The 23,607-nt window shown below is 68.7% G+C and carries 20 protein-coding genes; 10 read left to right on the top strand and 10 right to left on the bottom strand.

The window, feature by feature from the left end; all coding sequences use genetic code 11:
* Positions 1 to 31: 31 nt before the first annotated feature.
* A complete protein-coding gene (locus ACIQCY_RS04280) occupies positions 32 to 2,593 on the top strand; it encodes a rhamnogalacturonan lyase (protein WP_400482653.1) in 2,562 nt (853 codons plus the stop codon).
* A gap of 103 nt (positions 2,594 to 2,696) precedes the next feature.
* Positions 2,697 to 3,152 (top strand): BLUF domain-containing protein, encoded by a 456-nt coding sequence (locus tag ACIQCY_RS04275; RefSeq protein WP_400482652.1) that lies wholly within the window; start codon positions 2,697 to 2,699, stop codon positions 3,150 to 3,152.
* 164 nt (positions 3,153 to 3,316) lie between these two features.
* On the opposite strand, the gene ACIQCY_RS04270 is transcribed toward ACIQCY_RS04275, so the two are convergent.
* Entirely contained in the window at positions 3,317 to 4,300 is a 984-nt protein-coding gene (locus ACIQCY_RS04270; RefSeq protein ID WP_400482651.1) for an acetylxylan esterase, read from the bottom strand.
* 162 nt (positions 4,301 to 4,462) lie between these two features.
* On the opposite strand from ACIQCY_RS04270, the gene ACIQCY_RS04265 reads away from it, so the two are divergent.
* The 6 genes from ACIQCY_RS04265 (at position 4,463) to ACIQCY_RS04240 (ending at position 10,691) form a co-directional block, all read left to right on the top strand.
* Positions 4,463 to 5,755, top strand: coding sequence for an ABC transporter substrate-binding protein (locus tag ACIQCY_RS04265; protein WP_400482650.1), 1,293 nt, complete (start codon positions 4,463 to 4,465; stop codon positions 5,753 to 5,755).
* A 20-nt stretch (positions 5,756 to 5,775) separates the two neighbouring features.
* Positions 5,776 to 6,759 (top strand): carbohydrate ABC transporter permease, encoded by a 984-nt coding sequence (locus tag ACIQCY_RS04260; RefSeq protein WP_400482649.1) that lies wholly within the window; start codon positions 5,776 to 5,778, stop codon positions 6,757 to 6,759.
* Positions 6,756 to 7,676, top strand: a complete 921-nt coding sequence (locus ACIQCY_RS04255) for a carbohydrate ABC transporter permease (RefSeq protein WP_400482648.1) — start codon at positions 6,756 to 6,758, stop codon at positions 7,674 to 7,676. Before ACIQCY_RS04260 ends, ACIQCY_RS04255 begins: the two co-directional genes overlap by 4 nt.
* On the top strand, positions 7,673 to 8,311 hold the full coding sequence (locus ACIQCY_RS04250) for a hypothetical protein (protein ID WP_400482647.1): 639 nt from the start codon (positions 7,673 to 7,675) through the stop codon (positions 8,309 to 8,311). The genes ACIQCY_RS04255 and ACIQCY_RS04250 overlap by 4 nt, the downstream gene beginning before the upstream one ends.
* 39 nt (positions 8,312 to 8,350) lie before the next feature.
* On the top strand, positions 8,351 to 10,327 hold the full coding sequence (locus ACIQCY_RS04245; protein ID WP_400482646.1) for a beta-galactosidase: 1,977 nt from the start codon (positions 8,351 to 8,353) through the stop codon (positions 10,325 to 10,327).
* Between the two features lie 118 nt (positions 10,328 to 10,445).
* On the top strand, positions 10,446 to 10,691 hold the full coding sequence (locus ACIQCY_RS04240) for a hypothetical protein (RefSeq protein WP_400482645.1): 246 nt from the start codon (positions 10,446 to 10,448) through the stop codon (positions 10,689 to 10,691).
* Positions 10,692 to 10,779: 88 nt separating this feature from the next.
* On the opposite strand, the gene ACIQCY_RS04235 is transcribed toward ACIQCY_RS04240, so the two are convergent.
* The gene (locus ACIQCY_RS04235; RefSeq protein WP_400482644.1) at positions 10,780 to 11,085 is read right to left on the bottom strand and encodes a hypothetical protein; all 306 of its coding nucleotides are present in this window, start codon (positions 11,083 to 11,085) and stop codon (positions 10,780 to 10,782) included.
* A 61-nt stretch (positions 11,086 to 11,146) separates the two neighbouring features.
* Complete coding sequence (locus ACIQCY_RS04230; protein WP_400482643.1) at positions 11,147 to 12,286, bottom strand: glutamate--cysteine ligase; 1,140 nt, start codon at positions 12,284 to 12,286, stop codon at positions 11,147 to 11,149.
* Positions 12,287 to 12,432: 146 nt separating this feature from the next.
* On the opposite strand from ACIQCY_RS04230, the gene ACIQCY_RS04225 reads away from it, so the two are divergent.
* Positions 12,433 to 13,251: a shikimate 5-dehydrogenase gene (locus ACIQCY_RS04225; protein ID WP_400482642.1), complete on the top strand. Its 819-nt coding sequence runs from the start codon at positions 12,433 to 12,435 to the stop codon at positions 13,249 to 13,251.
* A 27-nt stretch (positions 13,252 to 13,278) separates the two neighbouring features.
* Here the strand turns inward: ACIQCY_RS04225 and ACIQCY_RS04220 are convergent, their stop codons facing one another.
* The 7 genes from ACIQCY_RS04220 to ACIQCY_RS04190 all read right to left on the bottom strand — a co-directional run bounded on the left by ACIQCY_RS04220 (position 13,279) and on the right by ACIQCY_RS04190 (position 21,897).
* The gene (locus ACIQCY_RS04220; RefSeq protein WP_400482641.1) at positions 13,279 to 15,177 is read right to left on the bottom strand and encodes an amylosucrase; all 1,899 of its coding nucleotides are present in this window, start codon (positions 15,175 to 15,177) and stop codon (positions 13,279 to 13,281) included.
* A gap of 113 nt (positions 15,178 to 15,290) precedes the next feature.
* A complete protein-coding gene (locus tag ACIQCY_RS04215; RefSeq protein ID WP_400482640.1) occupies positions 15,291 to 16,625 on the bottom strand; it encodes an ABC transporter substrate-binding protein in 1,335 nt (444 codons plus the stop codon).
* A 79-nt stretch (positions 16,626 to 16,704) separates the two neighbouring features.
* Positions 16,705 to 17,538, bottom strand: coding sequence for a carbohydrate ABC transporter permease (locus ACIQCY_RS04210; RefSeq protein ID WP_400482790.1), 834 nt, complete (start codon positions 17,536 to 17,538; stop codon positions 16,705 to 16,707).
* Positions 17,539 to 17,633: 95 nt separating this feature from the next.
* The gene (locus tag ACIQCY_RS04205) at positions 17,634 to 18,563 is read right to left on the bottom strand and encodes a carbohydrate ABC transporter permease (protein WP_400482639.1); all 930 of its coding nucleotides are present in this window, start codon (positions 18,561 to 18,563) and stop codon (positions 17,634 to 17,636) included.
* On the bottom strand, positions 18,550 to 20,613 hold the full coding sequence (locus ACIQCY_RS04200) for a beta-galactosidase (protein ID WP_400482638.1): 2,064 nt from the start codon (positions 20,611 to 20,613) through the stop codon (positions 18,550 to 18,552). The genes ACIQCY_RS04205 and ACIQCY_RS04200 overlap by 14 nt, the downstream gene beginning before the upstream one ends.
* Before the next feature lie 467 nt (positions 20,614 to 21,080).
* Positions 21,081 to 21,305, bottom strand: a complete 225-nt coding sequence (locus ACIQCY_RS04195; RefSeq protein WP_400482637.1) for a hypothetical protein — start codon at positions 21,303 to 21,305, stop codon at positions 21,081 to 21,083.
* A gap of 145 nt (positions 21,306 to 21,450) precedes the next feature.
* Positions 21,451 to 21,897 (bottom strand): VOC family protein, encoded by a 447-nt coding sequence (locus ACIQCY_RS04190; protein ID WP_400482636.1) that lies wholly within the window; start codon positions 21,895 to 21,897, stop codon positions 21,451 to 21,453.
* 253 nt (positions 21,898 to 22,150) lie between these two features.
* Here ACIQCY_RS04190 and ACIQCY_RS04185 point away from each other — a divergent pair, with 253 nt between their 5' ends.
* On the top strand, positions 22,151 to 23,605 hold the full coding sequence (locus tag ACIQCY_RS04185; protein ID WP_400482635.1) for an APC family permease: 1,455 nt from the start codon (positions 22,151 to 22,153) through the stop codon (positions 23,603 to 23,605).
* Positions 23,606 to 23,607: the final 2 nt, after the last annotated feature.

Raw genomic sequence — 23,607 nt, 5'->3', positions numbered from 1 at the left:
GGAAAGCGTTTTCCAACCTAAGGATTCAATGATGAGTTCCGCCCAGAAAACAGCACTCTCGGCCTGCGTGGCCCTCGCCACCGGCGCCGTCCTCACCCTGGGCGGACTCTCCGTCCCGGCGATGGCCCAGGGCACGGGCAATGCGGCGCCGATCGGGGGAGTGCAGCTCGAACACCTGGACCGCGGGCTCGTCGGCGCAGCGACTCCGCAGGGCGTGTTCCTCTCCTGGCGGCTCAAGGCCACCGAGGTCACGGGTGCGACGGCGGAAGGGCTCACGGGCACGGACTTCACGGTCTACCGCGACGGTGCTCCCATCGCCACCGTCACGGACAGCACCAACTACCTCGACACCACCGTGACCGGGACGGCTGCCACGGGCGCCCGCTACAGCGTCGCGGCCGTCGTCGACGGTGTGGAGGTCGAGGTGAGCGCCGACGTCGCCCCGTGGTCGCAGGCGTCCACGGACCTGCCGCTGACCAAGCCGGCCGACGGCGTGACTCCGACGGGGGAGTCGTACACCTACTCCGCGAACGACATGAGCGTCGGTGATGTCGACGGCGACGGCTCCTACGAATACTTCGTCAAGTGGGACCCCTCGAACTCGAAGGACGTCTCCCAGGTCGGGTACACCGGCAACACCTACATCGACACCTACACGGCCGAAGGGCGCCTGCTGAACCGGATCGACCTCGGCGTCAACATCCGTGCGGGCGCCCACTACACGCAGTTCATGGTCTCGGACTTCGACGGCGACGGCCGCTCCGAGATGATGCTCAAAACGGCTCCCGGAACGAAGACGACCACGTACGGAGCCGACGGCGGGATCACCTCCGAGAGCTACGTGACGCTGCCGGAGGCGGATGTCGCGGCCGGCTACACCCACGGGGACGACTACCGGCTGGGCGCAGCCGGCTACTACGAGCACGTCGTCGGGATGTTCAGGAGCTGGCAGGACCACCCCGAGGTGGCGGCCGGCACCTGGCCGGCGACCCTCGAGGAGGCTTTCGGCATCCCGCAGCGCTACGACTACCCGCTGTCCGACGCCGATGCCCGCGCCATGGCGGACTACTTCATGGACGTCTACGCGCCCTCGCGCAGTGCTCGGAACAACCTGCGCGCCTTCGAGGGCTTCATCCTCGACGGCCCCGAATACCTGAGCGTGTTCGAGGGCGGCACGGGAACCGAACTGGAGACCGTCCCCTACGAGCCGGGCCGCGGTGACGACGGCCTGCTGTGGGGCGACTACGCGATGGCGCGGATCGAGCCGGGCAACCGTGTGGACCGCTTCCTGGCGGGCGTCGCCTACCTCGACGGCGAGAACCCGTCGGCCGTGTTCGCCCGCGGCTACTACACGCGTGCGAACGTCGTCGCCTACAGCTGGGACGGCGAGCAGCTGACGCAGGAGTGGCACGCCGACTCCGGCCACGTGGCCATGACCAACCCCTTCAACGACGGTCCGCACGGCGGACGTGGCAGCAGCGAGGAGTTCGGCTCGCTGGCCGGCCAGGGCTTCCACTCACTGAGCGCAGCGGACGTCGACGGCGACGGCCGGCAGGAGATCGTGTACGGCAGCGCCACCATCGACGACGACGGCTCGCTGCTCTACAGCTCGTCCGACACGCTCCCCGCGGGAAGTGCTGCTCCGGGTGCCGAGGCGAAGCTGGGGCACGGCGACGCCATCCACGTCACGGACATCGACCCCGACCGTCCCGGCCAGGAGATCTTCTCCGTGCACGAGGGTGCGACGGGGGCTCCCTACGGCTGGGCCATGCGGGACGCCTCGAACGGCGAGGTGCTGTTCGGCGGCTACACGGGCAGGGACACCGGGCGCGGGATGATCGGCGACGTCGACCCGGCCGTCCGCGGCATCGAGAACTGGGCCGTGGGGCTCCGTTCGGCGTCGGGCCGGCTCCTGCCGGGCAACGGCTACGGAACCAACATGAGCATCCGGTGGGCGGCCGACGGCACCACGCAGCTCGTCAACGGCACCGGCAACCAGGCCACCACCATCGACGATGCGCGGCGCGGGCGGCTCCTCACCGCGACGGACACCCGCACCAACAACGGCACCAAGGGCAACCCGTCGCTCGTGGCAGATGTCTTCGGCGACTGGCGCGAGGAACTGTTGGTGCGGACGGCGGACAGTTCGGCCATCCGGATCTTCACGAGCACCGAGGTCACCGACCGCAAGCTGTACACGCTCATGCACGATCCGCAGTACCGTGCGGAGATCGCCCGCCAGAACACGGCCTACAACCAGCCCGCGTACACCAGCTTCTACCTGGCCTCCGACACGGACTTCACGAGCGTCCCCGTGCCTGACGCCTTCGTGCCGGGGGCGCTTCCCGCCCTGCAGCGGCAGCTGGAGCAGGCCGTCACCGCCGGTGGCGTCTCCGGACCGGCCGCGCAGCAGTTGCGGGCCTCCCTGGACCAGGCCCAGCGCGCTGTGGAGCGGGACCAGGCCGGCAATGCGGCCAGGGCACTGAAGAAGTTCCTCGACCGGCTGGAGCAGGCGCAACCCGGCACGGTGTCCGACGACGCGCGGGCCCGGCTCGGCTACGCCGCATCGGAGATCCTCTCGACGCTGCAGTAGCGGCGCGGGCCGGAACTTCCGGCAGGACCGGGTGCGGACGGGCACGCGGTCCTGCCGGAGCTCGGCATGCCCGCGGTCGCAGACGTTGGGTAGATTGTCCCGTGTGAGCCGGAACCCCCATGACCTGCTGTCGATCGTCTACGCGAGCACCGCCGCCCAGCTGTTCGACGATGTGGAGCTCAGCGCACTGCTGGCCTCGAGCAGGGAGAACAATGCCCGGGCGCACCTGACGGGGATGCTGCTGTACCGCAGCGGACGATTCCTCCAGGTCATCGAGGGGCCCGCGGACGTCCTGCGCGAGCGCATGTCCATCATCGCCGCGGATCCCCGCCACCTGGACGTGCGCGTCCTCCTCCGGGAGACCATCGACGAACGGCAGTTCCCGGACTGGACCATGGCCTACGAGCCGGCCTCCGACGTGGCCGCGGAGGACATCCCCGGGTTCCGCACGACGTTCGCGGATATCGGGGGCGAGGACGATCCGCAGGGGTCCGTCGCGGCCCTGCGCGAGCTGATCCTCTGGTTCCAGGACCGCGCCGTGCAGCTGCGCCGAGCCTGACAGGCCCGCCCGGCGATTCCGGGGCGGGCCGGGAGAGTGCGCGCCCCCGCCGCCCTGCCCGGCTGCCGGGAGGGCCGGGAGAGTGCGTGATCCCGCCGTGGCGCCGGCTGCGGGGCGGGCCGGGAGAGTGCGATCCCGCCGTCGTGCCCGGCTGCAGGGAGGCTTCAGGAGCCGATGAGCTCCCGGACGAAGGCCAGGTGCTCGACGTCCTGGAAGGCGCCGCCCTGCTCATGGCCGTTGTACGGGTACACCTTCATGCGCTTCGGCCCTGCGTAGTGGTTGTGTGCGGCGAACACGCACGACGGCGGGCAGACGTCGTCGAGCAGTCCCACCGAGAACATCGCGGGGATGGTGCTGCGGGTCGCGAAATTGACGCCGTCGAAGTAGCTCAGGGTCCGGAAGACGCCCTCGACGTCCTTCCGCCGGGTACCGAGGTACGTCACGATCTCCGAGTACGGGGCGGTCCCGACGATCTCCGTGGCGTGGCGCATGTGGGCGAGGAAGGGGACGTCGACGATGGCGCCGATGGGCGGGCTCGGGTTGACCCGCTGCGTGAGCGCCGCAGTGGCGAGGGCGATGCCGCCACCCTGGCTCCCGCCCGAGATCACCACGCGGGCGGGATCGACGGCGGGATGCGACTGCGCGGCCTCGACGGCGTGCACGGCATCGACGAAGAGCCGCCGGTAGTAATAGGTCTCCGGGTCCCCGACGCCGAGGGTCAGAAATCCGCCGAGGTGCGGCCCTGTCAGGGCTCCGTCCGAGGTGTCGCCGGGCCGGTGGCCCGAGCCCTGCCCGCGGAGGTCCATGACGAAGTGGGCGAAGCCCGCACTGGGCAGCCCCGTCCACTCGCCGAGGAGTCCGCGCCCGCCTCCGTAGCCGATGAAGGTGACGACCGTCGGCAGGGGGCCGGAGAGGTGCCGCGGCCTCAGCAGCCAGGCCTTGACCGGCTGGCCGTCGTAGCCGGCGAACGTCACGTCCTCCGTGACCAGCTGGGTATAGCCCGCGTCCACCTCCTCGAACGACGGGGCCGCGGCGTGGACGCGCTGCTCGGCGAGGGTCTTGTCCCAGAAGGCGTCGTAGTCGGCGGGCTCGTCGCGCTCCGGCAGGTAGTTCCGCAGCTCGGACAGGGGAAGATCGAAGTGGGGCATGTGCTGCATCCTTTCACGGCGCGGATGGGCGAAGATAGAGCGCGGACAACCTCGTGGAGCCGGGCTGTTGACCATTGATACGATTCAATCTACGCTGTGGGATAACGCTTTCCCAAGGGCGTCCCACGATGGCTGACGAAGAAGTTTTCCAGGAGGACAAAGATGTTCCGAACACTCTCACGGCGCACGCTCGCAGGCGTAGCAGCATTCGCCGCCACCGGGCTGGTCCTGACCGGTTGCGGGGGAGGCGGGGGTGAACCCGCAGCCCTCGACACCGAGGAGCAGATCACCCTCAACTACACGTTCTGGGGCAACGACGACCGTGCCGCCCGCTACGACAAGGCCATCACGGCGTTCGAGGAGAAGTTCCCGAACATCACGATCAACGACACCTTCACCGACTACCCCTCCTACTGGGAGAAGCGCCAGACCGAGGCCGCGGGTGGCGGGCTGCCGGACGTCATGCAGTTCGACTACACCTACCTCCGCCAGTACGGCGACAACGGCCTGCTCCTGAACCTCGAGGACTACTTCGGTGACGCCATCACTACCGATGCGATCGACGAGAGCCTGCTGTCCACCGGCAAGCTCGACGACGGCACCTTCGCCATCCCCACCGGCTACAGCGCCTGGTCCGTGTTCCAGAACACGGGCCTGCTGGCCCAGGCCGGCGTCGAGCCCTACGAGGGCGGCACGAGCTGGGACGACTACAACGCGTACATGGCCTCAGTCACCGACGCCACGGGCGGAACGGTGTACGGAGGGACCGACACCACGCAGCGCATCCAGGACCTCGAACTGAAGCTGCGCCAGCAGGGCCGCGAACTCTTCACCGAGGAGGGCGAACTGAACTTCACCCAGGAAGAGCTCGCCGACCACTGGAAGGAGGGCCAGGCGAACCGCGACAAGGTCACGGTTCCGCAGAGCAAGCTCGAGGAGATCAACCCCGTCTCCGGCTTCGGCGGCAACCTGACCACCAGCGAGATGAGCTGGAGCAACTTCCTCGGCGGCTACCTCGGTGACTCCGGCGCGGAGGAGATCACCATCGTCGCTCCTCCGACCGACAGCCCGGACGAGAAGGACCTGTACCAGAAGGTCGGCCTCATGCAGGCGGCGTCCTCCTCCACCGAGCACCCCGAGGCAGCGGCGGCATTCGTCGACTTCCTGATCAACAGCCCCGAGGTCGGCGAAATCTTCGGAGCCACGCTCGGTATCCCCGCATCCGAGACGCAGCTCGAAGGTGCGAACCTCGAGGGACCGGACAAGGCCGTCAAGGACTACCTCGACTCCATCGAGGAACGCCTTGGCGACGCCCCCGCAGCGCCCGTGGCTGGCTTCGGCGCCATCGAGCAGACGTTCTGGGACCTCGGCAAGTCGATCGGCCTGGGCTCCGTGACGCCTGAGGACGCTGCAAAGCAGTTCTTCGACGAAGCCTCCGTCACGCTCGGTAGCTAGTCAGACAAAGGAGTTAGATCGTGACAACGGACTCGGCGCCCGCGCCCTCAACAGCCCGCACCGCCGAATCCGGTGCCCGTCCGGCGGCCCGCCGGACGGGCACGCCCCGGCCCCGACGTGGCCGCAGCCGCGACACCCTGGCCGGCTACGTCTTCCTCTCGCCGTGGCTGCTCGGGTTCATCGGTCTCACCCTCGGACCCATGGTGGCGTCGCTCTACCTGGCGTTCACCGACTACAACCTCTTCACCGCCCCCGAGTGGACCGGCCTCGAGAACATGACCCGCATGGCCGGGGACGAGAAGTTCTGGAGCTCGGTGCGGATCACGCTCATCTACGTGCTGGTGGGAACGCCCATCAAGCTCGCTGCCGCCCTCGGCGTGGCGATGCTCCTGAACTACAAGGCGCGCGGCACGGGCTTCTTCCGCTCGGCGTTCTACGCGCCCAGCCTCATCGGCGCGAGCGTCAGCATCGCGATCGTGTGGCGGGCCATGTTCTCCACCGACGGGCCGGTCGACGGCACGCTCAGCCTGTTCGGCATCAACCTCGGAGGCTGGATCGGCAACCCGTCGCTCATCATGCCGATGATGATCCTCCTCGCCATCTGGCAGTTCGGCGCCCCCATGGTCATCTTCCTGGCCGGGCTCAAGGGGGTGCCCGCCGAGCTGTACGAGGCGGCGTCGGTGGACGGAGCCCGGCCCTGGCGCAAGTTCGTCAGCGTCACGGTGCCGATGCTCTCGCCGGTCATCTTCTTCAACCTGCTGCTCGAGATGATCAACGCCTTCCAGGTGTTCGCCTCGGCCTACATCATCGGCTCCGGCACCGGCGGACCCGGCGGGGCGACGAACTTCTACACCGTCTACCTCTACACGCGGGCCTTCGCGAACAACCAGATGGGCTACGCCTCCGCGATGGCCTGGGTGCTGCTGCTCGCCGTCGGCGTCCTCGCGTTCATCCTGTTCCGCACCTCCAAGAGCTGGGTCCACTACGCAGGAGACTCCAAGTGACCACCATCGAATCCAACCCTGCCGTCCCCGTCCCGGTGAACCCCGACGCCCCCGGGCAACGGGCGCCCCGGCGCCGCCCGATGCGCCGCCACATCCCGACCGCCTTCTGGATCATCGGGATCGTGGCGCTGACGGCCATCGTGCTGTACCCGCTGCTGTGGATGGTCTCGGCATCGCTCAAGCCGAACGCCGAGTTCGGCAGCAACCAGGGCTTCCTGCCCGAGAACCCGACCTTCGACAACTTCGTCAAGGTCATGCAGGGCATCGCGGGTATCCCCACCTGGAAGTTCTTCCTCAACTCGCTGCTCCTCGGCATCGGCGCGGTGATCGGCACGGTCATCTCGTCCTCGATGGCGGCCTACGCCTTCTCCCGGATCACCTTCCGCGGCAGCAAGGTCCTCTTCGCGGCCATGATCGGAACGCTGCTCCTGCCGTTCCACGTGCTGATCATCCCGCAGTACATCATCTTCCGGAACCTCGGACTGATCGACACCTTCTGGCCGCTGCTGGCCGGGAAGTTCCTGGCCACCGAGGCGTTCTTCGTCTTCCTCATGGTCCAGTTCATCCGCAACCTCCCGCGGGAACTCGACGAGGCGGCCCGGATCGACGGCTGCGGCCACGGGCGCATCTTCTTCTCGATCACCCTGCCGCTCATCAAGCCGGCCATCATCACGTCCTCGATCTTCGCCTTCATCTGGAGCTGGAACGACTTCCTCGGCCCGCTCCTGTACCTGAACTCGCCGGACAAGTACCCCCTGCCGCTCGCGCTGCGCATCTTCAACGACCAGACGAGCACCTCCGACTACGGCGCAACGATCGCGATCTCCGTCCTCGCCCTGCTGCCGGTGATGCTGTTCTTCATCATCTTCCAGCGGTTCCTGGTGGACGGCGTCGCCACCCAGGGCCTCAAGGGATGAGCCGGCGCCAGCGCGACGCCGTCCGCGGGCGCGATGCCGCCGTCCGCGATGGCAGCGGCCTGCGCTGGCCCGGAGCAACCGCGAAGTTCGCGCTGTTCGGCGAAGTCCTGTGGGTCGGAGCACTGTGCTGCGTCGCGGGCCTCGCGATCATCACGATTCCCGCCGCCTTCGCCGCGGGGTCGGCGCACCTCCACCGCTTCCTGCGGGCCGAGGATTCGACGCTCCGGTCGTTCGCCGCCGATCTCGCCGCGGCACTCCGGACCGGCTGGCTCGTGGGACTGGGCGTCGCCGTGGCCGCGGGGCTCCTGCTGCTGGACATCGTCGTCGCCGGTTCCAAGCTCCTGCCCGGCTGGCAGGCTGTCCTCGCCGCCGGCGTCGTCCTGCTGGTCCTGCTGCTGGCGGGCCTCGCCGGAACGACGGCGCGCTGGCACCCGGCGGGCTCGTGGCGTGCCGCCGGGCTCGGGTGGCTCCGGGACGTCCGCGACGATCCGGCCGGCCTGCTGTGGCTCGTCGCGGCGGTCGTCCTCACCGGGATGGTCGCCTGGCAACTGCCGCCGCTCGTCATCCCGGGCATCGGATGCCTCGTCTTCGCCGCGCTGGCGACCTCGGTCCGCGAGCGCCGTCCGCGCTCCTGACACCATGACCTGTACGACCCGACTACCCCTGGAGTTCCCTTGCACTACGGCGGCGACTACAACCCGGAACAGTGGCCCGAGGAGGTCTGGCCGGAGGACGTAGAACGCATGCGGGAAGCCGGGGTCACGATGGTGAGCCTCGGGATCTTCTCCTGGGCACGCATCCAGCCCTCCGAACACGAGTTCGACTTCGAGTGGCTGGACCGGATCATCGGCCTCCTGCACGGCGGCGGGATCGCGGTGGACCTCGCGACGGCGACGGCGTCACCACCGCCCTGGGCCACGGTCGCCTACCCGGAGATGCTGGCCGCTGACGAGCACGGCTCCGCCTACTGGCACGGGAGCCGCCAGCACTACGCGCCGTCCTCGCCCGCCTACCGCAGGCTGGCCGCGGAACTCGTCACGAGGATCGCCGAACGCTACGCCCGGCACCCGGCCGTCGTCCTCTGGCATGTGAACAACGAGTACGGCTGCCACCTGAACGTGGACTACTCGGACGCCGCGCGGGACGCCTTCCGGCTCTGGCTGGAGCGGCGCTACGGGACGGTCGATGCGCTGAACGAGGCGTGGGGGACCATGTTCTGGTCGCAGCGCTACGGCACGTTCGCGGAGGTCTTCCCGCCACGCCATGCGCCGTACAGCCACAACCCGGGGCAGCTGCTCGACTACCGCAGGTTCACCTCCGACATGCTCCTCGAGTGCTACCGGATGGAGCGGGACATCATCCGGGCGGCGGGAGCCACGCAGCCCGTCACCACGAACTTCATGGGTGCCTTCAAACCGGCGGACTACGCGCAGTGGGCAGCGGAGCTCGACGTCATCTGCGACGACCTCTACCCGGACCCCAATGATCCGGAGGGCTTCCGCGAGGGCGCGTTCCACGGCGACCTCATGCGCTCGCTCAAGCCCGGGACGCCGTGGCTGCTGATGGAGCAGGCCTCCAGTGCGGTCAACTGGCGTCCCTCCAACGCCCCGAAGGCGCCCGGGCAGCTCGCCGCGCAGAGCATGCAGGCCGTGGCCCGCGGCGCGGACGGCATCCTCTTCTTCCAGTGGCGGCAGTCGCGGGCGGGATCGGAGAAGTTCCACTCGGGGATGCTGCCGCACGCCGGAACGCAGACCCGCACCTGGCGCGAGGTGGTGGCGCTCGGCGGCGAGCTGGCACGGCTCCCGGACCTGCCGGCCGACGACGGCTCCGCCAGGGTGGCGATCCTGCTCGACTGGGAGAACTGGTGGGCGATCGAGAACCCGGACCACCCCACGTCGCTGGACTACCTGTCCCTGGTACGGGGCTGGTACGACGCCGCCCACCGCCTCCACACCCAGGTCGACATCCTCCCGCCGACGGCCGCTCTCGCACGATACGACGTCGTCATCGCGCCACACCTCTACCTCCTGACGGAACAGGCGGCCGCGAACCTCGCAGGGTTCGTCGCGCAGGGAGGCCACCTGCTCGTCACCGCCTTCAGCGACGTGGTCGACGAGAGCGACCGCTTCCGGCCGGGCGGCTTCGGGACGCAGCTGCGGGACCTCCTGGGGGTCGTCATCGAGGACTTCGGCGCGCTGGTGCCTCCGGGGGCGCCCGGCCCCGGCCAGCAGCAAGCCCGGGTGGCCGGGAACGGGTTCGGCTTCGCCGGCTCCCTCCTCGCCGAGGAGGCGCACGCCGTCGACGCCGAGGTGCTGGCGGTGTTCGACGGCGGGCGTCAGCACGGCTCGCCCGCGCTGACGGTCCGCGTCGACGGGTCGGGGAAGGCCTACTACCTCGCCACCGTGCCCGACGACGACGGCGCCCGGCAGGTGCTCGCGCAGGTCTTCGCGGCGGCGGGCGTGGCCCCGGTGCTGCCGGGGCTCCCGCCGATGGTCGAGGCGATCCGCCGGGGGCGGCTGCTCACGGTCATCAATCACGGCCAGGACGCGGTGGCCGTCGACGTGCAGGGCGAGGATGCGCTCGGTGGCGGTGCCGTGGACGGCGTGACGCTGGAGCCCTATGCCTACGCCCTGGTGCTGACCGAGGGCTGATCCCACCCGTGGCACGTGCTGCCCGACCGGTACACCGCGCCCGCGGCACGTGCAAGAGCGGGTGGGCGGCGCATCCGGGGACTGCGGGGGGAGCGGCCGGCGGCTTACGCTCGGATGCATGGACCAGCCGACCGAAGAACATCACCTGAAGGACCTGGGCAGCACCGAGGGGATCGACCCGACGGACGTCGGTCAGATCCAGGACGGACCGCTGACCGCGGCGGACGAGGTGGACCTCATCTCCAACCAGGCCGTCCCGGACGCCGACCCCTCCGTCGAAGCGCTCGCCGGGAACCTCGGACTCGAGGACTCACCCGCCGACAACCCGACCACGGACGACCGCTTCACGGGCGGCTCCCGCTAGCCGGGGACCGGGAGCGGGAGAGCGGGCGGCACGGCGGCCGGTCGCCGGAACCGGACGCCTGCGGCCAGACCGCCGGTTCAACCGCGAGTCAGGACTGGCGGACCGACCTCTCGGCCGTTTCCTCTGCAGCATGTCCTGTGGCTTCCCCGGCTCGTTCCTCGAGCTGTCCCTCGGCAGCGGCCGGCGCGTCCCGGACGGCCTGGCGTCGATCCAGCTCCTCCCGGAGCTCGTGGTGCTGCCCCTCGGTCTCGGCATCGACCTCGTGGTGCTCGATGTACTGCTGGTCCCGTGAGCGGTGGTTCCTGCTGTTCAGGATGTCCAGGTCATCCCTGTCCACGGATGTCAGGTCCTCCGGGAAATCCTTCTCCGGGTCCAGTCTGCTGCTGTCTGCCACTGTCCAACTCCTCGAGAGCGCGTTGATGAATCTCCTTGAGTGTAAGGGGATGCGGTGCCCGCTATGCGCGCAACTGCTGCACCATGTCGAGGACCACGGCGCGGAGGTCGCCGTCGTTCTCGTCCGCGATCCGCCGCTGGCGCTGGTACCCGGCGCCGCGCCGCAGGATGCCCTCCACGTCCGCGAGCTCGCTGCTGCAGCCGAGCTTCGCCGCGATCGGCTCGAGGCGGTCGAGGACTTCGACGAGGTGCTCGGTGACGAGCTGCTCGTTGCCCTTCGCATCGAGGATGATGATGGCGTCGAGGCCGTAGCGGGCGGCCCTCCACTTGTTCTCCTGGATGTGCCAGGGCTGCATGGTGGGGATGCTCCCGCCGGCATCGAGTGTCTGGGAGAACTCGTGCACGAGGCACTGGGTGAGGGCCGCGACCGCACCGACGTCCTGCAGGGTCGAGAGCCCGTCGCACACGCGCATCTCCACGGTGCCGAGATTGCCGACCGGGCGGATGTCCCATCGGATCTCGCTGACGGCGTCGATCACTCCGGTGGTGTACATGTCCTGCACATAGGACTCGTATGCCGCCCAGTCGTCGAAGTGGAACGGCAGCCCGGCGGTGGGTAGCTGCTGGAACATGAGGGCGCGCTGCGAGGCGTATCCGGTGTCCTCGCCGCCCCAGAACGGCGACGACGCCGAGAGGGCCTGGAAGTGCGGGAAGTAATTGGTCAGGCCGTCCACCACCGGCAGGGCCTTGTCCCGGGAGTCGAGGCCCACGTGGACGTGGACGCCGTAGATGACCATTTGCCGGCCCCACCACTGCGTGCGGTCGATCAGCTTCGCGTAGCGCTCCTTGTCGGTGACCTGCTGGGCACGCGGGGCGCTGAAGGGGTGCGACCCGGCACAGAAGAGCTCCACGCCCATCGGATCGGTGACCTCGCGGACCGCGGCGAGCGAGCGGGACAGGTCCTCCTTCGCCTCCTCGACCGTGGTGCAGATGCCGGTGACGAGCTCGACGGTGTTGAGCAGGAGTTCCTGCTTGATGTGGGGGTGCTCGTCGTCGTCCTGCAGTTCGGGGTGGTTCCTGCTGACCCCGCGGAGCACCTCGCTGGCCACGGGGACCAGTTCCCCGTTGTAGCGGTCCACGAGGGCGAGCTCCCACTCGACGCCGAGCGTGGACTGGGCTGACTGCGCAAAGTCGATCTTCAAGGGTTTGCTCCTGGAACGGTGCGGGATGGTGGTGCCTCGGCAACGCGCCGTCGCGGAAGAGACTCGTCCCAATATTAGTGCCTCGCCTGCCACTGGGGGGTGTGACGGCTGGGCCGGGGGGAGCGCGCTGCTGGAAGAATGGTCGGGTGCCCATCCTTAACAAAGACATGACCCTCTGCATCTCCCTGGCCGCGCGCCCCAGCAACATCGGGACGCGCTTCCACAACTACCTCTACGAGGAGTTGGGCCTGAACTTCATCTACAAGGCCTTCACCACCACGGACCTGCCGTCGGCCATCGCAGGCCTGCGGGGGCTCGGGATCCGGGGCTGCGCCGTCTCGATGCCGTTCAAGGAGGACGTGATCGCGCTCGTGGACTCCCTGGATCCCTCGGCGAGGGCAATCGACTCCGTCAACACCATCGTCAACGACGACGGCGTGCTCACGGCCTACAACACGGACTACCTGGCGGTGGAGCGGCTCCTCCGGGAGCACGCCGTGCCCACGACGCACTCCGTCCTCGTGCAGGGTTCGGGCGGCATGGCCAAGGCTGTGGTCGCGGCGCTGCGCGATGCGGGTTTCACGCGGGTGACCGTCGTGGCGCGCAACGAGCACACGGGCCGCGCGCTCGCGGAGCTCTACGGCTTCGGCTGGCAGCGGGACGTGGGGGAGCTGACGGCGGACCTCCTTTTCAATGTGACGCCCCTCGGCATGGCCGGGCCCGACGCCGATGCCCTGGCCTTTCCGCAGGCCGTGATCGACGCCGCCCAGGTGGTGTTCGACGTCGTCGCCTCACCGTCGGAGACCCCGCTGATCCTCGCCGCCCGGGCGGCAGGGAAGCCGGTGATCACGGGAGCCGAGGTCGTCGCGCTGCAGGCCGAGGAGCAGTTCGTGCTCTACACCGGCGTGCGGCCGACGCCGGAGCAGGTCCGGGCGGCCGGGGAGTTCTCGCGCCTGCAGGCGTAGGGAGCTGCCGGCACCTACAGCCGGCACCTACAGCCGGTACCAGCGCACGCCGTGGGGTTCGAGGGTGATGCCTGCTGCCAGGAGGGTCTGCTGCCCGCCGATGAGTTCGAGCGCGGTTGTCGGCAGGCCGGACAGTGTCTCGGCGCTGACGTGCTGCGGGGTGTCGGCGACATTGGCAAGGGCGACGACGGTGGAGTCCTCGCCGTCGAGCAGGCCGGGGCGCTGGTAGCCCAGGACGTGCGGATTGTTCGTGTGGAAGGGGATCAGCCGCCCGCCGGCGAACTCGGGCGTCCGTTTCCGCACGTCGATGAGGTGGGTCAGCCCGGCGAAGACCTTTCCTGCGTCCGTCGCTGGATCCCGCCTGTCCGCATACCGGTCGGCGGGGTAGGCGGGCCTTCCCACCCACCGGCTGTCGCCGGCCTTGGCCGGGTCGGAGAGGTAGGAGTAGTCGTTGAGCTGGCCGACCTCGTCGCCCAGGTAGAGCAGCGGGATGCCGCCGGTGCTGAGGATGATCGAGTGGGCGAGGAGGATCCGGGCGACGGCGGCGCCGTCGCCGGCCTCCAGCCCGGCCAGGGACGCGGTGGTTCCGGAGATGCGGCAGTCCCCGGTGCGCGGGTTGTCCTGGAAGGGGACGCCGCGGGCGAAGCTTCCGGGGAAGCGGTTGACGAAGAAGGCGTTGAGGAACCTGCGGTGGTCGGAACCGTCGATGCCGAGCTCGGCGGCGTCCTCGTCGGAGAAGGTCCAGCCGATGTCGTCGTGGCTGCGCACGTAGTTGACCCACGCGGTGCCTTCGGGGATCTCGTGCCGGCGTTCGAGGGCCTGGGCGAGCAGGGAGGCGTCCCGGGTGGCCAGCGAGTTCCAGATCAGCGCCATCTGCAGGGGGTTGTAGCTGAGCTGGCATTCGTTCCGGTCGATGTACTGCACCACCTCGTCCGGGTGCACGATCGCCTCGGACTTGAACAGCAACGAGGGAGCAGCGAGCCGGCATACCGCGTTGAAGGCCTGCAGCAGCAGGTGCGCTTCGGGCAGGCTCTCGCAGGTGGTGCCGAGCTGCTTCCAGATGAAGGCGACGGCGTCCATGCGGACGATGTCCACGCCCTGGTTCGCGAGGTACAGCATCTCCCCGGCCATGGCCCGGAACACCCGTGGGTTGCGGTAGTTGAGGTCCCACTGGAACGAGTGGAACGTGGCCCAGATCCACCGGCCGTCCTCGAGCTGCACGAAGGAGCCCGGGTGGTCGTCGGGGAAGATCTCGCGGACCGTCTGCTCGTAGGCGTCGGGCATGTCCCGATCCGGGTAGATCCAGTAGAAGCCCTCGTAGTCGGGGTCCCCGGCGATCGCCCTGCGCGCCCATTCGTGCTCGTTCGAGGTGTGGTTGAAGATGAAGTCCACCACCAGCGCTATGCCGTTCTCGCGCAGCTCACGGGCGAGGTCCGCGAGCTCGTCCATGGTGCCCAGCGCCGGGTCCACGTGGCGGTAGCTGGACACGGCGTAGCCGCCGTCGGAGTTCTCCGACGGCGCGAGGAACAACGGCATCAGGTGCAGGTAGGTCAGGCCGAGTTCCCGGAAGGACGGGATCCGCTCGCGCAGCCCGGCGAAGTTCCCCGCGTACAGGTCCACGTAGCAGACCCCGCCGAGCATCCTGTTCGAGGAATACCACTCGGGGGCCATCGCCCGGGAGGCATCGAGTGCCTTCAGGTCCGCGGGCCGCTCCTGCCACGAGGTGGCGGCGTCCAGCACCACCTGGAGGAGCTCGTCGTCGGCTGCCGCACCGTAGATCCGGTGGAACAGCGACTGCAGGCGCGGGAACTCGGCGTCGAAGCGTGCCTCGAAGGACCCCCAGTCCGCGTCCGGCGTCGTGCTCCGGCGCGCAGCCCGGAGTTCGATGCGGATGCGGTCTTCGGTCAGGGCGCGCACGGAATCCATCCGGCAAGCCTATTCCAGTCGGGGCGGCAGGGCCCGGCGCACGAAACGCCGCGGCCCGTGCGGGCCGCGGCGCTTCAGAAGGGGCGGCTGGATGCCGCGGAGTGCGCCCTGGGCTACTCGGACACGGGGATGGACTGCGACTTCAGGGAGTCGATGGTCTTCTGCTGGCCGTTCTCGAGGGCGTCCAGCAGGGTGCCGGTGCCGCTGATGGCCGCGCCGAACCCGTCCGAGACGTCGGTGTAGGTCTGCGTCATCGTGGGGCCCCAGGTGAAGTCGGGGTTCACGTTCGCGGAGGCATCCGCGAAGACCTCGTAGATCTTCTGTCCGCCGTAGTAGTCGACGCCGCCCGCGAAGGCCTCGAGGTCGGTCGCGGACTTGGCAGCCGGGTACAGGCCGCCGAGTTCGTTGGCGAGGGCGAGGGCCTCCGGGTCGGTGTTGAGCCACAGGGCGAACTTCGCCGCTTCGGCCGGGTGCTCGGAGCCCTTCAGGACCGCGGTGGAGGACCCGCCCCAGTTACCGGCGGTCTCGCCGCCGTCCTCCCACTGCGGCATCGGGGCGACGGCCCACTTGCCGGCCGTGTCCGGTGCGCCGGAGGACAGCGTCGTCGCGCCCCACACGGCGGACACCCAGGTCCACTGCTGGCCCTCGTTGAAGGATGCGTTCCACTCGTCCGAGAACGAGGGCAGGGTGGAGACGAGGTCCTTGGACAGCAGGTCCTGCCAGTAGGTGGCGACCTCCTCCGACTCGGGGCCGGTCAGGTTCACGTCCCAGCTCTCGCCGTCGTTCGCGAACCACTGGCCGCCGTTCTGCCAGACCATGCCTGCGAACCAGTTCACGTCCGACTTCGGGAAGTTGGTGATGTACGAGCCCTGCGCCTTGATCTGCTCGGCTGCCGCGGCATATTCCTCCCAGGTGGTGGGAACCTCGATACCGGCCTGCTCGAAGAGGTCGGCGCGGTAGTACATCGCCATGGGTCCGCTGTCCTGCGGGATCGCGTAGACCGAGTCCTCCTCGCCGAAGGTCACCTGCCCCCAGGTCCAGTCCACGAACTGGTCCTGTGCGTCGGCCACGCCCTCGCACTCGGCGATGTTCTCGAGGCCGTCCTGGACCCGGAAGTTCGGCAGGGCGTCGTACTCGATCTGGCCGAGGTCGGGTGCATTGCCGGCCTGGATCTGGTTGAAGAAGTTCTGGTACGTGCCCGAGTTGCCGTTCGGCCCGGTCTGCACCGTGACCTGGATGTCCGGGTTCTTCTCGTTCCACAGCTCGACGACCTTGTCCATCCCCGGGACCCACGTCGTGAAGTTCAGCTCGACGGGTCCGTCGGATGCTTCACAGGGGGCTGCTCCTGCTCCTGCTTCAGAGCTGTCTCCGCCGGCTGAACAGCCGGAGAGAGCCAGCGCAGAGATCATGGCAAAGGCCGCGGTGACTTTTCCGTAATGCGCGCGCATTGTCTTTCCTATCGGTGGTAGTGCGGTGCGGGGGCGGACGCTCCCACACCTGTGATGCTGGTCGGAGGATTCAGGGGTGTTACTTGACGCCGCCGGCGCCGAGGCCACTGCTCCAGAAGCGCTGGAGCGCGAGGAAGGCGATGATCAGCGGGACGATCGAGACGAGCGCCCCGACGATGACGAGGGACCGCAGTTCGGGGATCTGGCTGATCTGGCTGTTCCACGCGTACAGGCCCAGCGTCACGGGGAAGAGCGCCTGGTCGCGGAGCATGATCAGGGGCAGGAAGAAGTTGTTCCAGATCGCGACGAACTGGAAGAGGAAGATCGTCACGAGGGCCGGAGCCATGAGGCGCGTGGATACCGTGAAGAACGTCCGGATCTCCCCCGAGCCGTCGAGGCGCGCGGCCTCGAGCAGTTCGCCGGGAACGCTGGCCGCTGCGTAGATCCGCGCCAGATACACGCCGAAAGGGCTGACGAGGCTCGGCAGGAACACGGCCCACATGGTGTTGGTCAGCTCCACCTGGCTGAAGATCAGGAACAGCGGCAGGGCCAGGGCCGTGGCGGGGACCAGCACGCCGCTGAGCACGACGTTGAAGATCGCCTCGCGTCCCCGGAACTCGTACTTGGCGAGCGCGTAGCCGCACATCGCGGCGATGATCGTGCCGATCAGGGCGCCCACGCCCGCGTAGAGGGCCGAGTTGAGCAGCCACCGGCCGAAGAGGCCGTCCCCGTAGGAGAAGAGGCGCCCGAGGTTCCGGAAGAACGTCCCGAGGGAGTCCGCCGTGAACCACAGGGGAGCCGTCGAGGTGATCTCGCCGCCCGTCTTCGTGGACGTGGTGAGCAGCCACCAGATGGGGGTCAGGAAGTAGAGGGTGAAGACACCCATGATGAGCATCGCCGCGCTGCGGGACATGATGCTCTGCCGGGGTCCGCGCGCGCGGTCGCCGGCGCTGCTCGCCGTCGAACCCGCTCCGCGCTGTCGCTTGGGGGCGGTGGCTGGGGCTGCCGTCACTGGGAGACCTTCCGCTGGGTCGACTTCAGGAAGATGAAGGAGAGGATGAACGTGGCGAGCGCGAGGACCACGGAGAACGCCGCGGCAAGGTTGTAGTTCGGTACCGACGCCGTGGTGTAGACCGCGAGGTTCGGGGTGAACGTGCTGTTGATCGCCGAGCTGAAGCTGCGCAGCGTCTGCGGTTCGGCCAGGAGCTGGAGCGTGCCGATGATCGAGAAGACCGCAGTGAGGATGATGGCGGGGACCACCAGGGGGATCTTGATGCGCCAGGCGATCTGCAGGTTGCTGGCGCCGTCGAGGCGGGCCGCCTCGTAGATCTCCGTGGGGATGGCGAGGAGTGACGCGTAGATGATCAGCATGTTGTACCCGACGTACACCCACGTCACGATGTTCGCGATGGCCCAGAGGACGAGGTTGCCGCCGAGGAAGTCGACGTTCGAGGTCACGGCTCCGAAGGGCGAGAGGGACGGCGAGTAGAGGAAGCCCCACATGATCGCGGCGATGACGCCGGGGACGGCGTAGGGGGCGAAGAACGCGAGCCGGAAGAACTTCTTGCCCTTGAGCAGCGGTGAATCCAGCAGGAGCGCGAACAGCAGGGCGAGGCCGAGCATGATCGGGACCTGCACGACACCGAACAGCAGCACGCGTCCCACGGATTCCCAGAACGCCGTGTTCTGGAAGACCTGCTCGTACTGGACGAGGCCGCCGAAGACCTGGCGGGGCTTGCCGAAGGTGCCCTCGCGCTCGACGGTGAGGAGCGACTGCACGACGGCGTAGACGATCGGGATCGCGTAGAAGGCGAGGAACAGAAGAGCGAAGGGGGCGATGAACAGTGCCACGGCCCGGCGCTGCGCCCCCGACGATCGGTTCTTCCTCGTGGCCGGAGGCGCCTTCGGGGCCCCCGCCGGAGTGCTAATGACTGTCATTGCCTGCGTCCTTTCGGCCCTGCGCGGAGCCGTCGGTGTCGGGTTTTCCTGGGGTGGTGCGGACGACGCGGACCGCGCCGGCGGGAACGACGACGACGTCGGCCACGGCCTCCGCGGTCAGGAGTTCCAGACCGCTGACCCGGTGCTTGCGGTCCTCGGTGGAGTGGTTGATGAGGAAGACGTAGTCGTGGCCGCTGCCGTGCCGCGTGACGGACTCGAGGCCGGGCTGCGCGTCGGGCAGTTCGATCCCGGCGGTGAGGGCGGCCCGCAGCAGCAGGTCCTTGAGCACGGAGCCGTCGAGCACCGTGCCGGCGTACCACGCCTCGCCCGCGCCGAAGCCGTTGCGGGTGACGGCCGGGCCGCCCGCATGGTGGCCCGTCGCGAAGCGGAGCACGGCATCGGCCGTGGTGAGGTGGAGCGCCTCGGACCACAGCGAGGCGGGCGAGCCGTTGTCCAGCACCAGGGGGTGCGCAGGATCCAGCGGGAAGAACTCCTCGGAGCGGATTCCGAGGAGTTCACGGAAGGCGCCGGGATAGCCTCCGGGCCGCACCCGCTCGTTCTCGTCGACGATCCCGCTGAAGAAGGTGATGAACGCGGATCCGCCGTTCTCGACGAAGGCCTCGATGACGGAGGCGTGCTCGTCACGGATCAGGTAGAGGTTCGGGACCACCACGAGCTTGTAGGCGGAGAGGTCCGCGCCCGGGGCGACGACGTCGACGGTGATGCCGGCGTCCCACAGCGCCTTGTAGGCGGCGTGGACCTGCTCGATGTAGCGGACGTCCCCGGAGGGGTGGGACTCCTGGTCATGCGCCCACCAGGCCTCCCAGCTGAACACGAACGCCACGTCGGCGCGCACCGTGGTGCCGGCGAGCTCGCGCAGCTTCCCGAGCGAGGCACCGAGTTCGACGACGTCGCGCCAGATCCGCGAGTCCGTGCCGGCATGCGGCAGCATGGCAGAGTGGAATTTCTCGCTGCCCTGCAGGGAGGCCCGCCACTGGAAGAAGCAGAGGCCGTCCGCGCCCCGGGCGAGGTGCGTGAGGGAGTTCCGGAGCATCTCCCCGGGCCCCTTGGCGAAATTGCGGGGCTGCCAGTTCACGGCCCCGGTGGAGTGCTCCATGAGCAGCCAGGGCTCGCCCTGCGCCAGTCCTCGCGTGGTATCGGCGGCGAAGGCCAGCTCGGCGAGCGGGGCCGCGAGGCGGTGGTCGAGGTAGTGGTCGTTGGCGATCACGTCCATCTCCGGAGCCCACGTCCAGTAGTCCTGGTTGCGGATGTGCGCGGCGACCATGAAGTTGGTGGTCACCGGAACGCCGCTGTTGCGCCGGAGGACGGCTTCCTCGGCCCTGTAGTGCGCGAGCAGCTCGTCCGAGCTGAAACGGTCGAAGTCGAGCGTCTGCGTAGGGTTCGTGGCCGAGAGGGTGAGCCTGGGCGGCAGCACCTGTTCCCACGCCGAGTAGCGCTGGCTCCAGAAGGCGGTGCCCCAGGCGGCGTTGAGCGTGTCCAGGGTTCCGTAGCGCGTGCGGAGCCAGCGGCGGAAGGCCTCGGCGGAGACGTCGCAGTAGCAGAGTGCGTTGTGGCAGCCGAGCTCGTTCGAGACGTGCCACAGGCGGAGGGCCGGGTGGCTGCCGTAACGCGCCGAGACCTGCTCCACCAGTGCCAGGGCATGCTGCCGGTAGACGGGGGAGCTGGGGCAGAACGCCTGGCGGCCACCGGGCCAGCGGGCGGTGCCGTCAGCCGTGCGGGGGAGGACCTCCGGGTACGCCGTGGTCAGCCAGGCGGGGGTCGAGGACGTTCCGGTACCGAGGTTGACGCCGATACCGTTCTCGGCCAGGAGGTCCATCACGGCGTCGAGGTTCTCGAAGCGGAAGGATCCCTGTTCGGGTTCCAGTTCCGCCCAGCCGAAGATGTTCACGGCCACGAGGTTGACGCCGGCCTCCTTCATCAGCCGGACATCCTCGTGCCAGACGGCTGCGTCCCACTGCTCCGGGTTGTAGTCGCACCCGTAGACGAGCTGCCCGTCGGACAGTCCTGCGACAGTGGTTGTGCGTGCCAAGCCTGCTCCTCCATGGTGCGGTGCCGGTTTCCCGGCCGATGCGGATGGAGAGGTTGCCCGCGTCCTGTGAACGCTCCCAGAACCGGGCGGCTTCGCTCTCCATCGAGTATCTGTGAACGTTCCCAGAGTAATGGCGGTCACATCGGGTGTCAACGTGCCCAGCCCATTTCCAGCTCGCCCGTCCGGTGCTGCTGCGCGGCGTCGTGCTCGCGCTTCCGAGCGGATGGGCCCTGATAATCGGCGTGTCCCGCCGCGACGCGCGCTTCCACCGGCCAGGCACGTGCACGACGCCGCAGCGAGGAGGGTGGGGCGCCGGGGCTGCCGAGCAGATACGTCCAACCCGGGCGGCCGGGACCGGCGGCGGCCGCCCGGATCCTGTCAGCTTTCGGAGGAGAGCCGCCCACCCAGCAGGGCCACTCCGGGCCCGTCGGGTTCCTCGAGGTAGGCGGGCTGCCCCGCCAGGCACATCACGAGGGCGAGGAGGTTGCCGCGCACGTCCGGCCCGCGCCGACGGCGAAGGGAACATCGGTCGCCTCCAGCCGCAGGCCCGCGGCGTTGCGCCGACTCGGCACCGTGAAGTCCTTCGCCGTGAAGTCCTTCGCCGTGAAGAACCCGGCCACGGGCAGGAGGGCCTCGATGCTCGGCCGTGTCGGGATACCGAGCGGATGGCGGATGTCCTGTGCATGCACCACGACCTCCCCGAGGTAGGCGGGAACATCCGACGACGGCGCTATCGACAGGTCGACGACGCTCCGGAAGAGGGCGAGCGTCTCAGCGGGCGACCCACCCCCGCACTCCGTCAGCCGGCGCCGGTTGTGCTGATCGGGGCCGCGGCAGTCAGGCCGGCTGCTGCTCGCCGTACTTGGCCTGGACGGCTTCCCAGTCGCCGGTCCGGGCAATGGGATCCATCCACATGATCTCCCACGTGTGCCCGTCGGGATCGGAGAAGGAGCGTGAGCGCATGAAGCCGAGCTCCTGGGACGTACCCTCGACGGCGCCGGCGGCAACGGCCCGGCCGACCAGCGTGTCCACGTCGTCCGACGCGTCGACGCCGATCGCGTTGATGACGGCGGAGGTGGAGGCGGTGTCAGCCACGGCCTTGTCGGTGAACCGGGACCAGTGCTGGTGGGTCAGGATCATCACGTGGATGGTGTCGCTGATGGTGATGGCCCCGGCGTCGTCGTTCGAGAAGTTCGGGTCCAGCATCCAACCGACGCCGGTGTAGAACTCCTTGGACTTCGCGAGGTCGCGGACGGGGAGGTTGATGAAGACGTTCGTGGCCATGGCCGTTCTCCTGTTCGTGGATGCTGCTGCGATTCTCCGGAAGGTGCCCCCGGTGGGCTCCTGTACCTCTTGGACGGTCGGTCGCCCGTGAAATCATCGGCCTGCCGGAGCCCGACCGAGCCGACGTGTCCGGCCGCACTGCCGGACGACGGGCGGAACCGGCCGGCGCCACTGCCGGGATTGTGCCCGCTACCCCTTGCTAAGCAGGCTGAAGACGACCACAGTGAGGTGGAAAACCTAGGGGAGGCCGACCATGAGTACTTCTGCCGAGCACGTATCCGACGCACCCTCGACCACCGGCGAACCGGAGCTCAAGCGGGTCCTCGGTCCGAAGCTGCTCCTCCTGTTCATCGTCGGCGACATCCTCGGTGCGGGCGTGTATGCCGTCACCGGGACCATGGCCGGGACGGTCGGCGGGCTGGTCTGGCTCCCGTTCCTGCTGGCCTTCATCGTGGCGACGATGACCGCGTTCTCGTACCTCGAACTCGTGACGCAGTATCCGCAGGCGGCCGGTGCCGCCCTCTACACCCACAAGGCGTTCGGCATCCACTTCGTCACCTTCCTGGTGGCGTTCGCCGTCGTCTGTTCCGGCATCACCAGCGCCGCCACGTCCGCCAACGTCCTGGCGCAGAACTTCTTCGGCGGGCTCGAGGTCAACGGCTGGATGGACATGCCGGGGCAGGGCGTCATCACCGCCGTCGCACTCGGGTTCATGCTGCTGCTGGCCGTCATCAACCTGCGCGGTGTCGGCGAGAGCGTGAAGTTCAACGTTGTGCTGACGCTCGTCGAGGTGGCGGCACTGTGCATCGTGATCGGCGTCGGCTTCTTCGTGATGGCGCAGGGCAACGGCAACGTGGGCCAGGTCTTCGTGTTCACGGACTACCAGGACAAGGGCATGTTCCTCGCGGTGACCGCCGCGACCTCGATCGCGTTCTTCGCCATGGTGGGCTTCGAGGACTCCGTGAACATGGTCGAGGAGACCCAGAACCCCGAGCGCATCTTCCCGCGCACCATGCTCACCGGCCTCGGGATCGCCGTGATCTTCTACATGCTGGTCGCGATCTCGGTGGTCACGGTGCTGAGCCCCACGGAACTGGAGGGCATCAGGGAGGCCGAGGGTGCAGCCCTGCTCGAAGTGGTGCACAAGGGATCACCCGATTTCCCGATCGACAAGATCTTCCCGTTCCTGGCCGTCTTCGCCGTCGCGAACACCGCACTGATCAACATGCTGATGGCGAGCCGGTTGATCTACGGCATGGCCCGGCAGGGCGTCCTGCCCCGGCCGCTCGGCAAGGTCCTTCCGGTGCGCTGCACTCCCTGGGCCGGTATCGCCTTCTCGACGATCCTCGCCCTCGGCCTGATCCTCTACGTGACCAGCGATCCGGACAGCAACATCGTGGCGAACCTCTCGGGCACCACGGCCTTCCTGCTCCTGTGCGTCTTCACCGTGGTGAACGTCGCCTGCGTGGTGCTGCGACGCAAGCGGGACGTCAACCGCAAGGTCTTCTTCACGTCACCCGGCCCGCTCCCCATCGTGGCCGCGGTGCTGTGCGCATTCCTCGCCGGGCCGTGGGTGGGGCGCGACGTCGTGCAGTACCAGATTGCCGGCGGCCTGATGGCTATCGGCGTGGTCCTGTGGTTCGTCACCTGGCTGATCAACCGGAGGACCAACACCAGGGCCGGCGATCCGTCGGCCGTCGACGGCTGAGG

It is taken from the genome of Arthrobacter sp. NPDC092385 (assembly GCF_044755105.1).
In the GTDB taxonomy this organism is placed as follows: domain Bacteria; phylum Actinomycetota; class Actinomycetes; order Actinomycetales; family Micrococcaceae; genus Arthrobacter_D.
The sequence above is the reverse complement of the archived record's forward strand: the minus strand, read 5'-3'. Positions and strand labels throughout refer to the sequence as shown.

Bases quoted from the DNA above. Each gene is read 5' to 3' on its own strand.
- ACIQCY_RS04280 (WP_400482653.1), top strand. From the start codon at position 32: ATGAGTTCCGCCCAGAAAACAGCACTCTCGGCCTGCGTGGCCCTCGCC.
- ACIQCY_RS04270 (WP_400482651.1), bottom strand. From the start codon at position 4,300: ATGCCCCACTTCGATCTTCCCCTGTCCGAGCTGCGGAACTACCTGCCG.
- ACIQCY_RS04265 (WP_400482650.1), top strand. From the start codon at position 4,463: ATGTTCCGAACACTCTCACGGCGCACGCTCGCAGGCGTAGCAGCATTC.
- ACIQCY_RS04250 (WP_400482647.1), top strand. From the start codon at position 7,673: ATGAGCCGGCGCCAGCGCGACGCCGTCCGCGGGCGCGATGCCGCCGTC.
- ACIQCY_RS04240 (WP_400482645.1), top strand. From the start codon at position 10,446: ATGGACCAGCCGACCGAAGAACATCACCTGAAGGACCTGGGCAGCACC.
- ACIQCY_RS04220 (WP_400482641.1), bottom strand. From the start codon at position 15,177: ATGGATTCCGTGCGCGCCCTGACCGAAGACCGCATCCGCATCGAACTC.
- ACIQCY_RS04215 (WP_400482640.1), bottom strand. From the start codon at position 16,625: ATGCGCGCGCATTACGGAAAAGTCACCGCGGCCTTTGCCATGATCTCT.
- ACIQCY_RS04210 (WP_400482790.1), bottom strand. From the start codon at position 17,538: ATGTCCCGCAGCGCGGCGATGCTCATCATGGGTGTCTTCACCCTCTAC.
- ACIQCY_RS04205 (WP_400482639.1), bottom strand. From the start codon at position 18,563: ATGACAGTCATTAGCACTCCGGCGGGGGCCCCGAAGGCGCCTCCGGCC.
- ACIQCY_RS04190 (WP_400482636.1), bottom strand. From the start codon at position 21,897: ATGGCCACGAACGTCTTCATCAACCTCCCCGTCCGCGACCTCGCGAAG.
- ACIQCY_RS04185 (WP_400482635.1), top strand. From the start codon at position 22,151: ATGAGTACTTCTGCCGAGCACGTATCCGACGCACCCTCGACCACCGGC.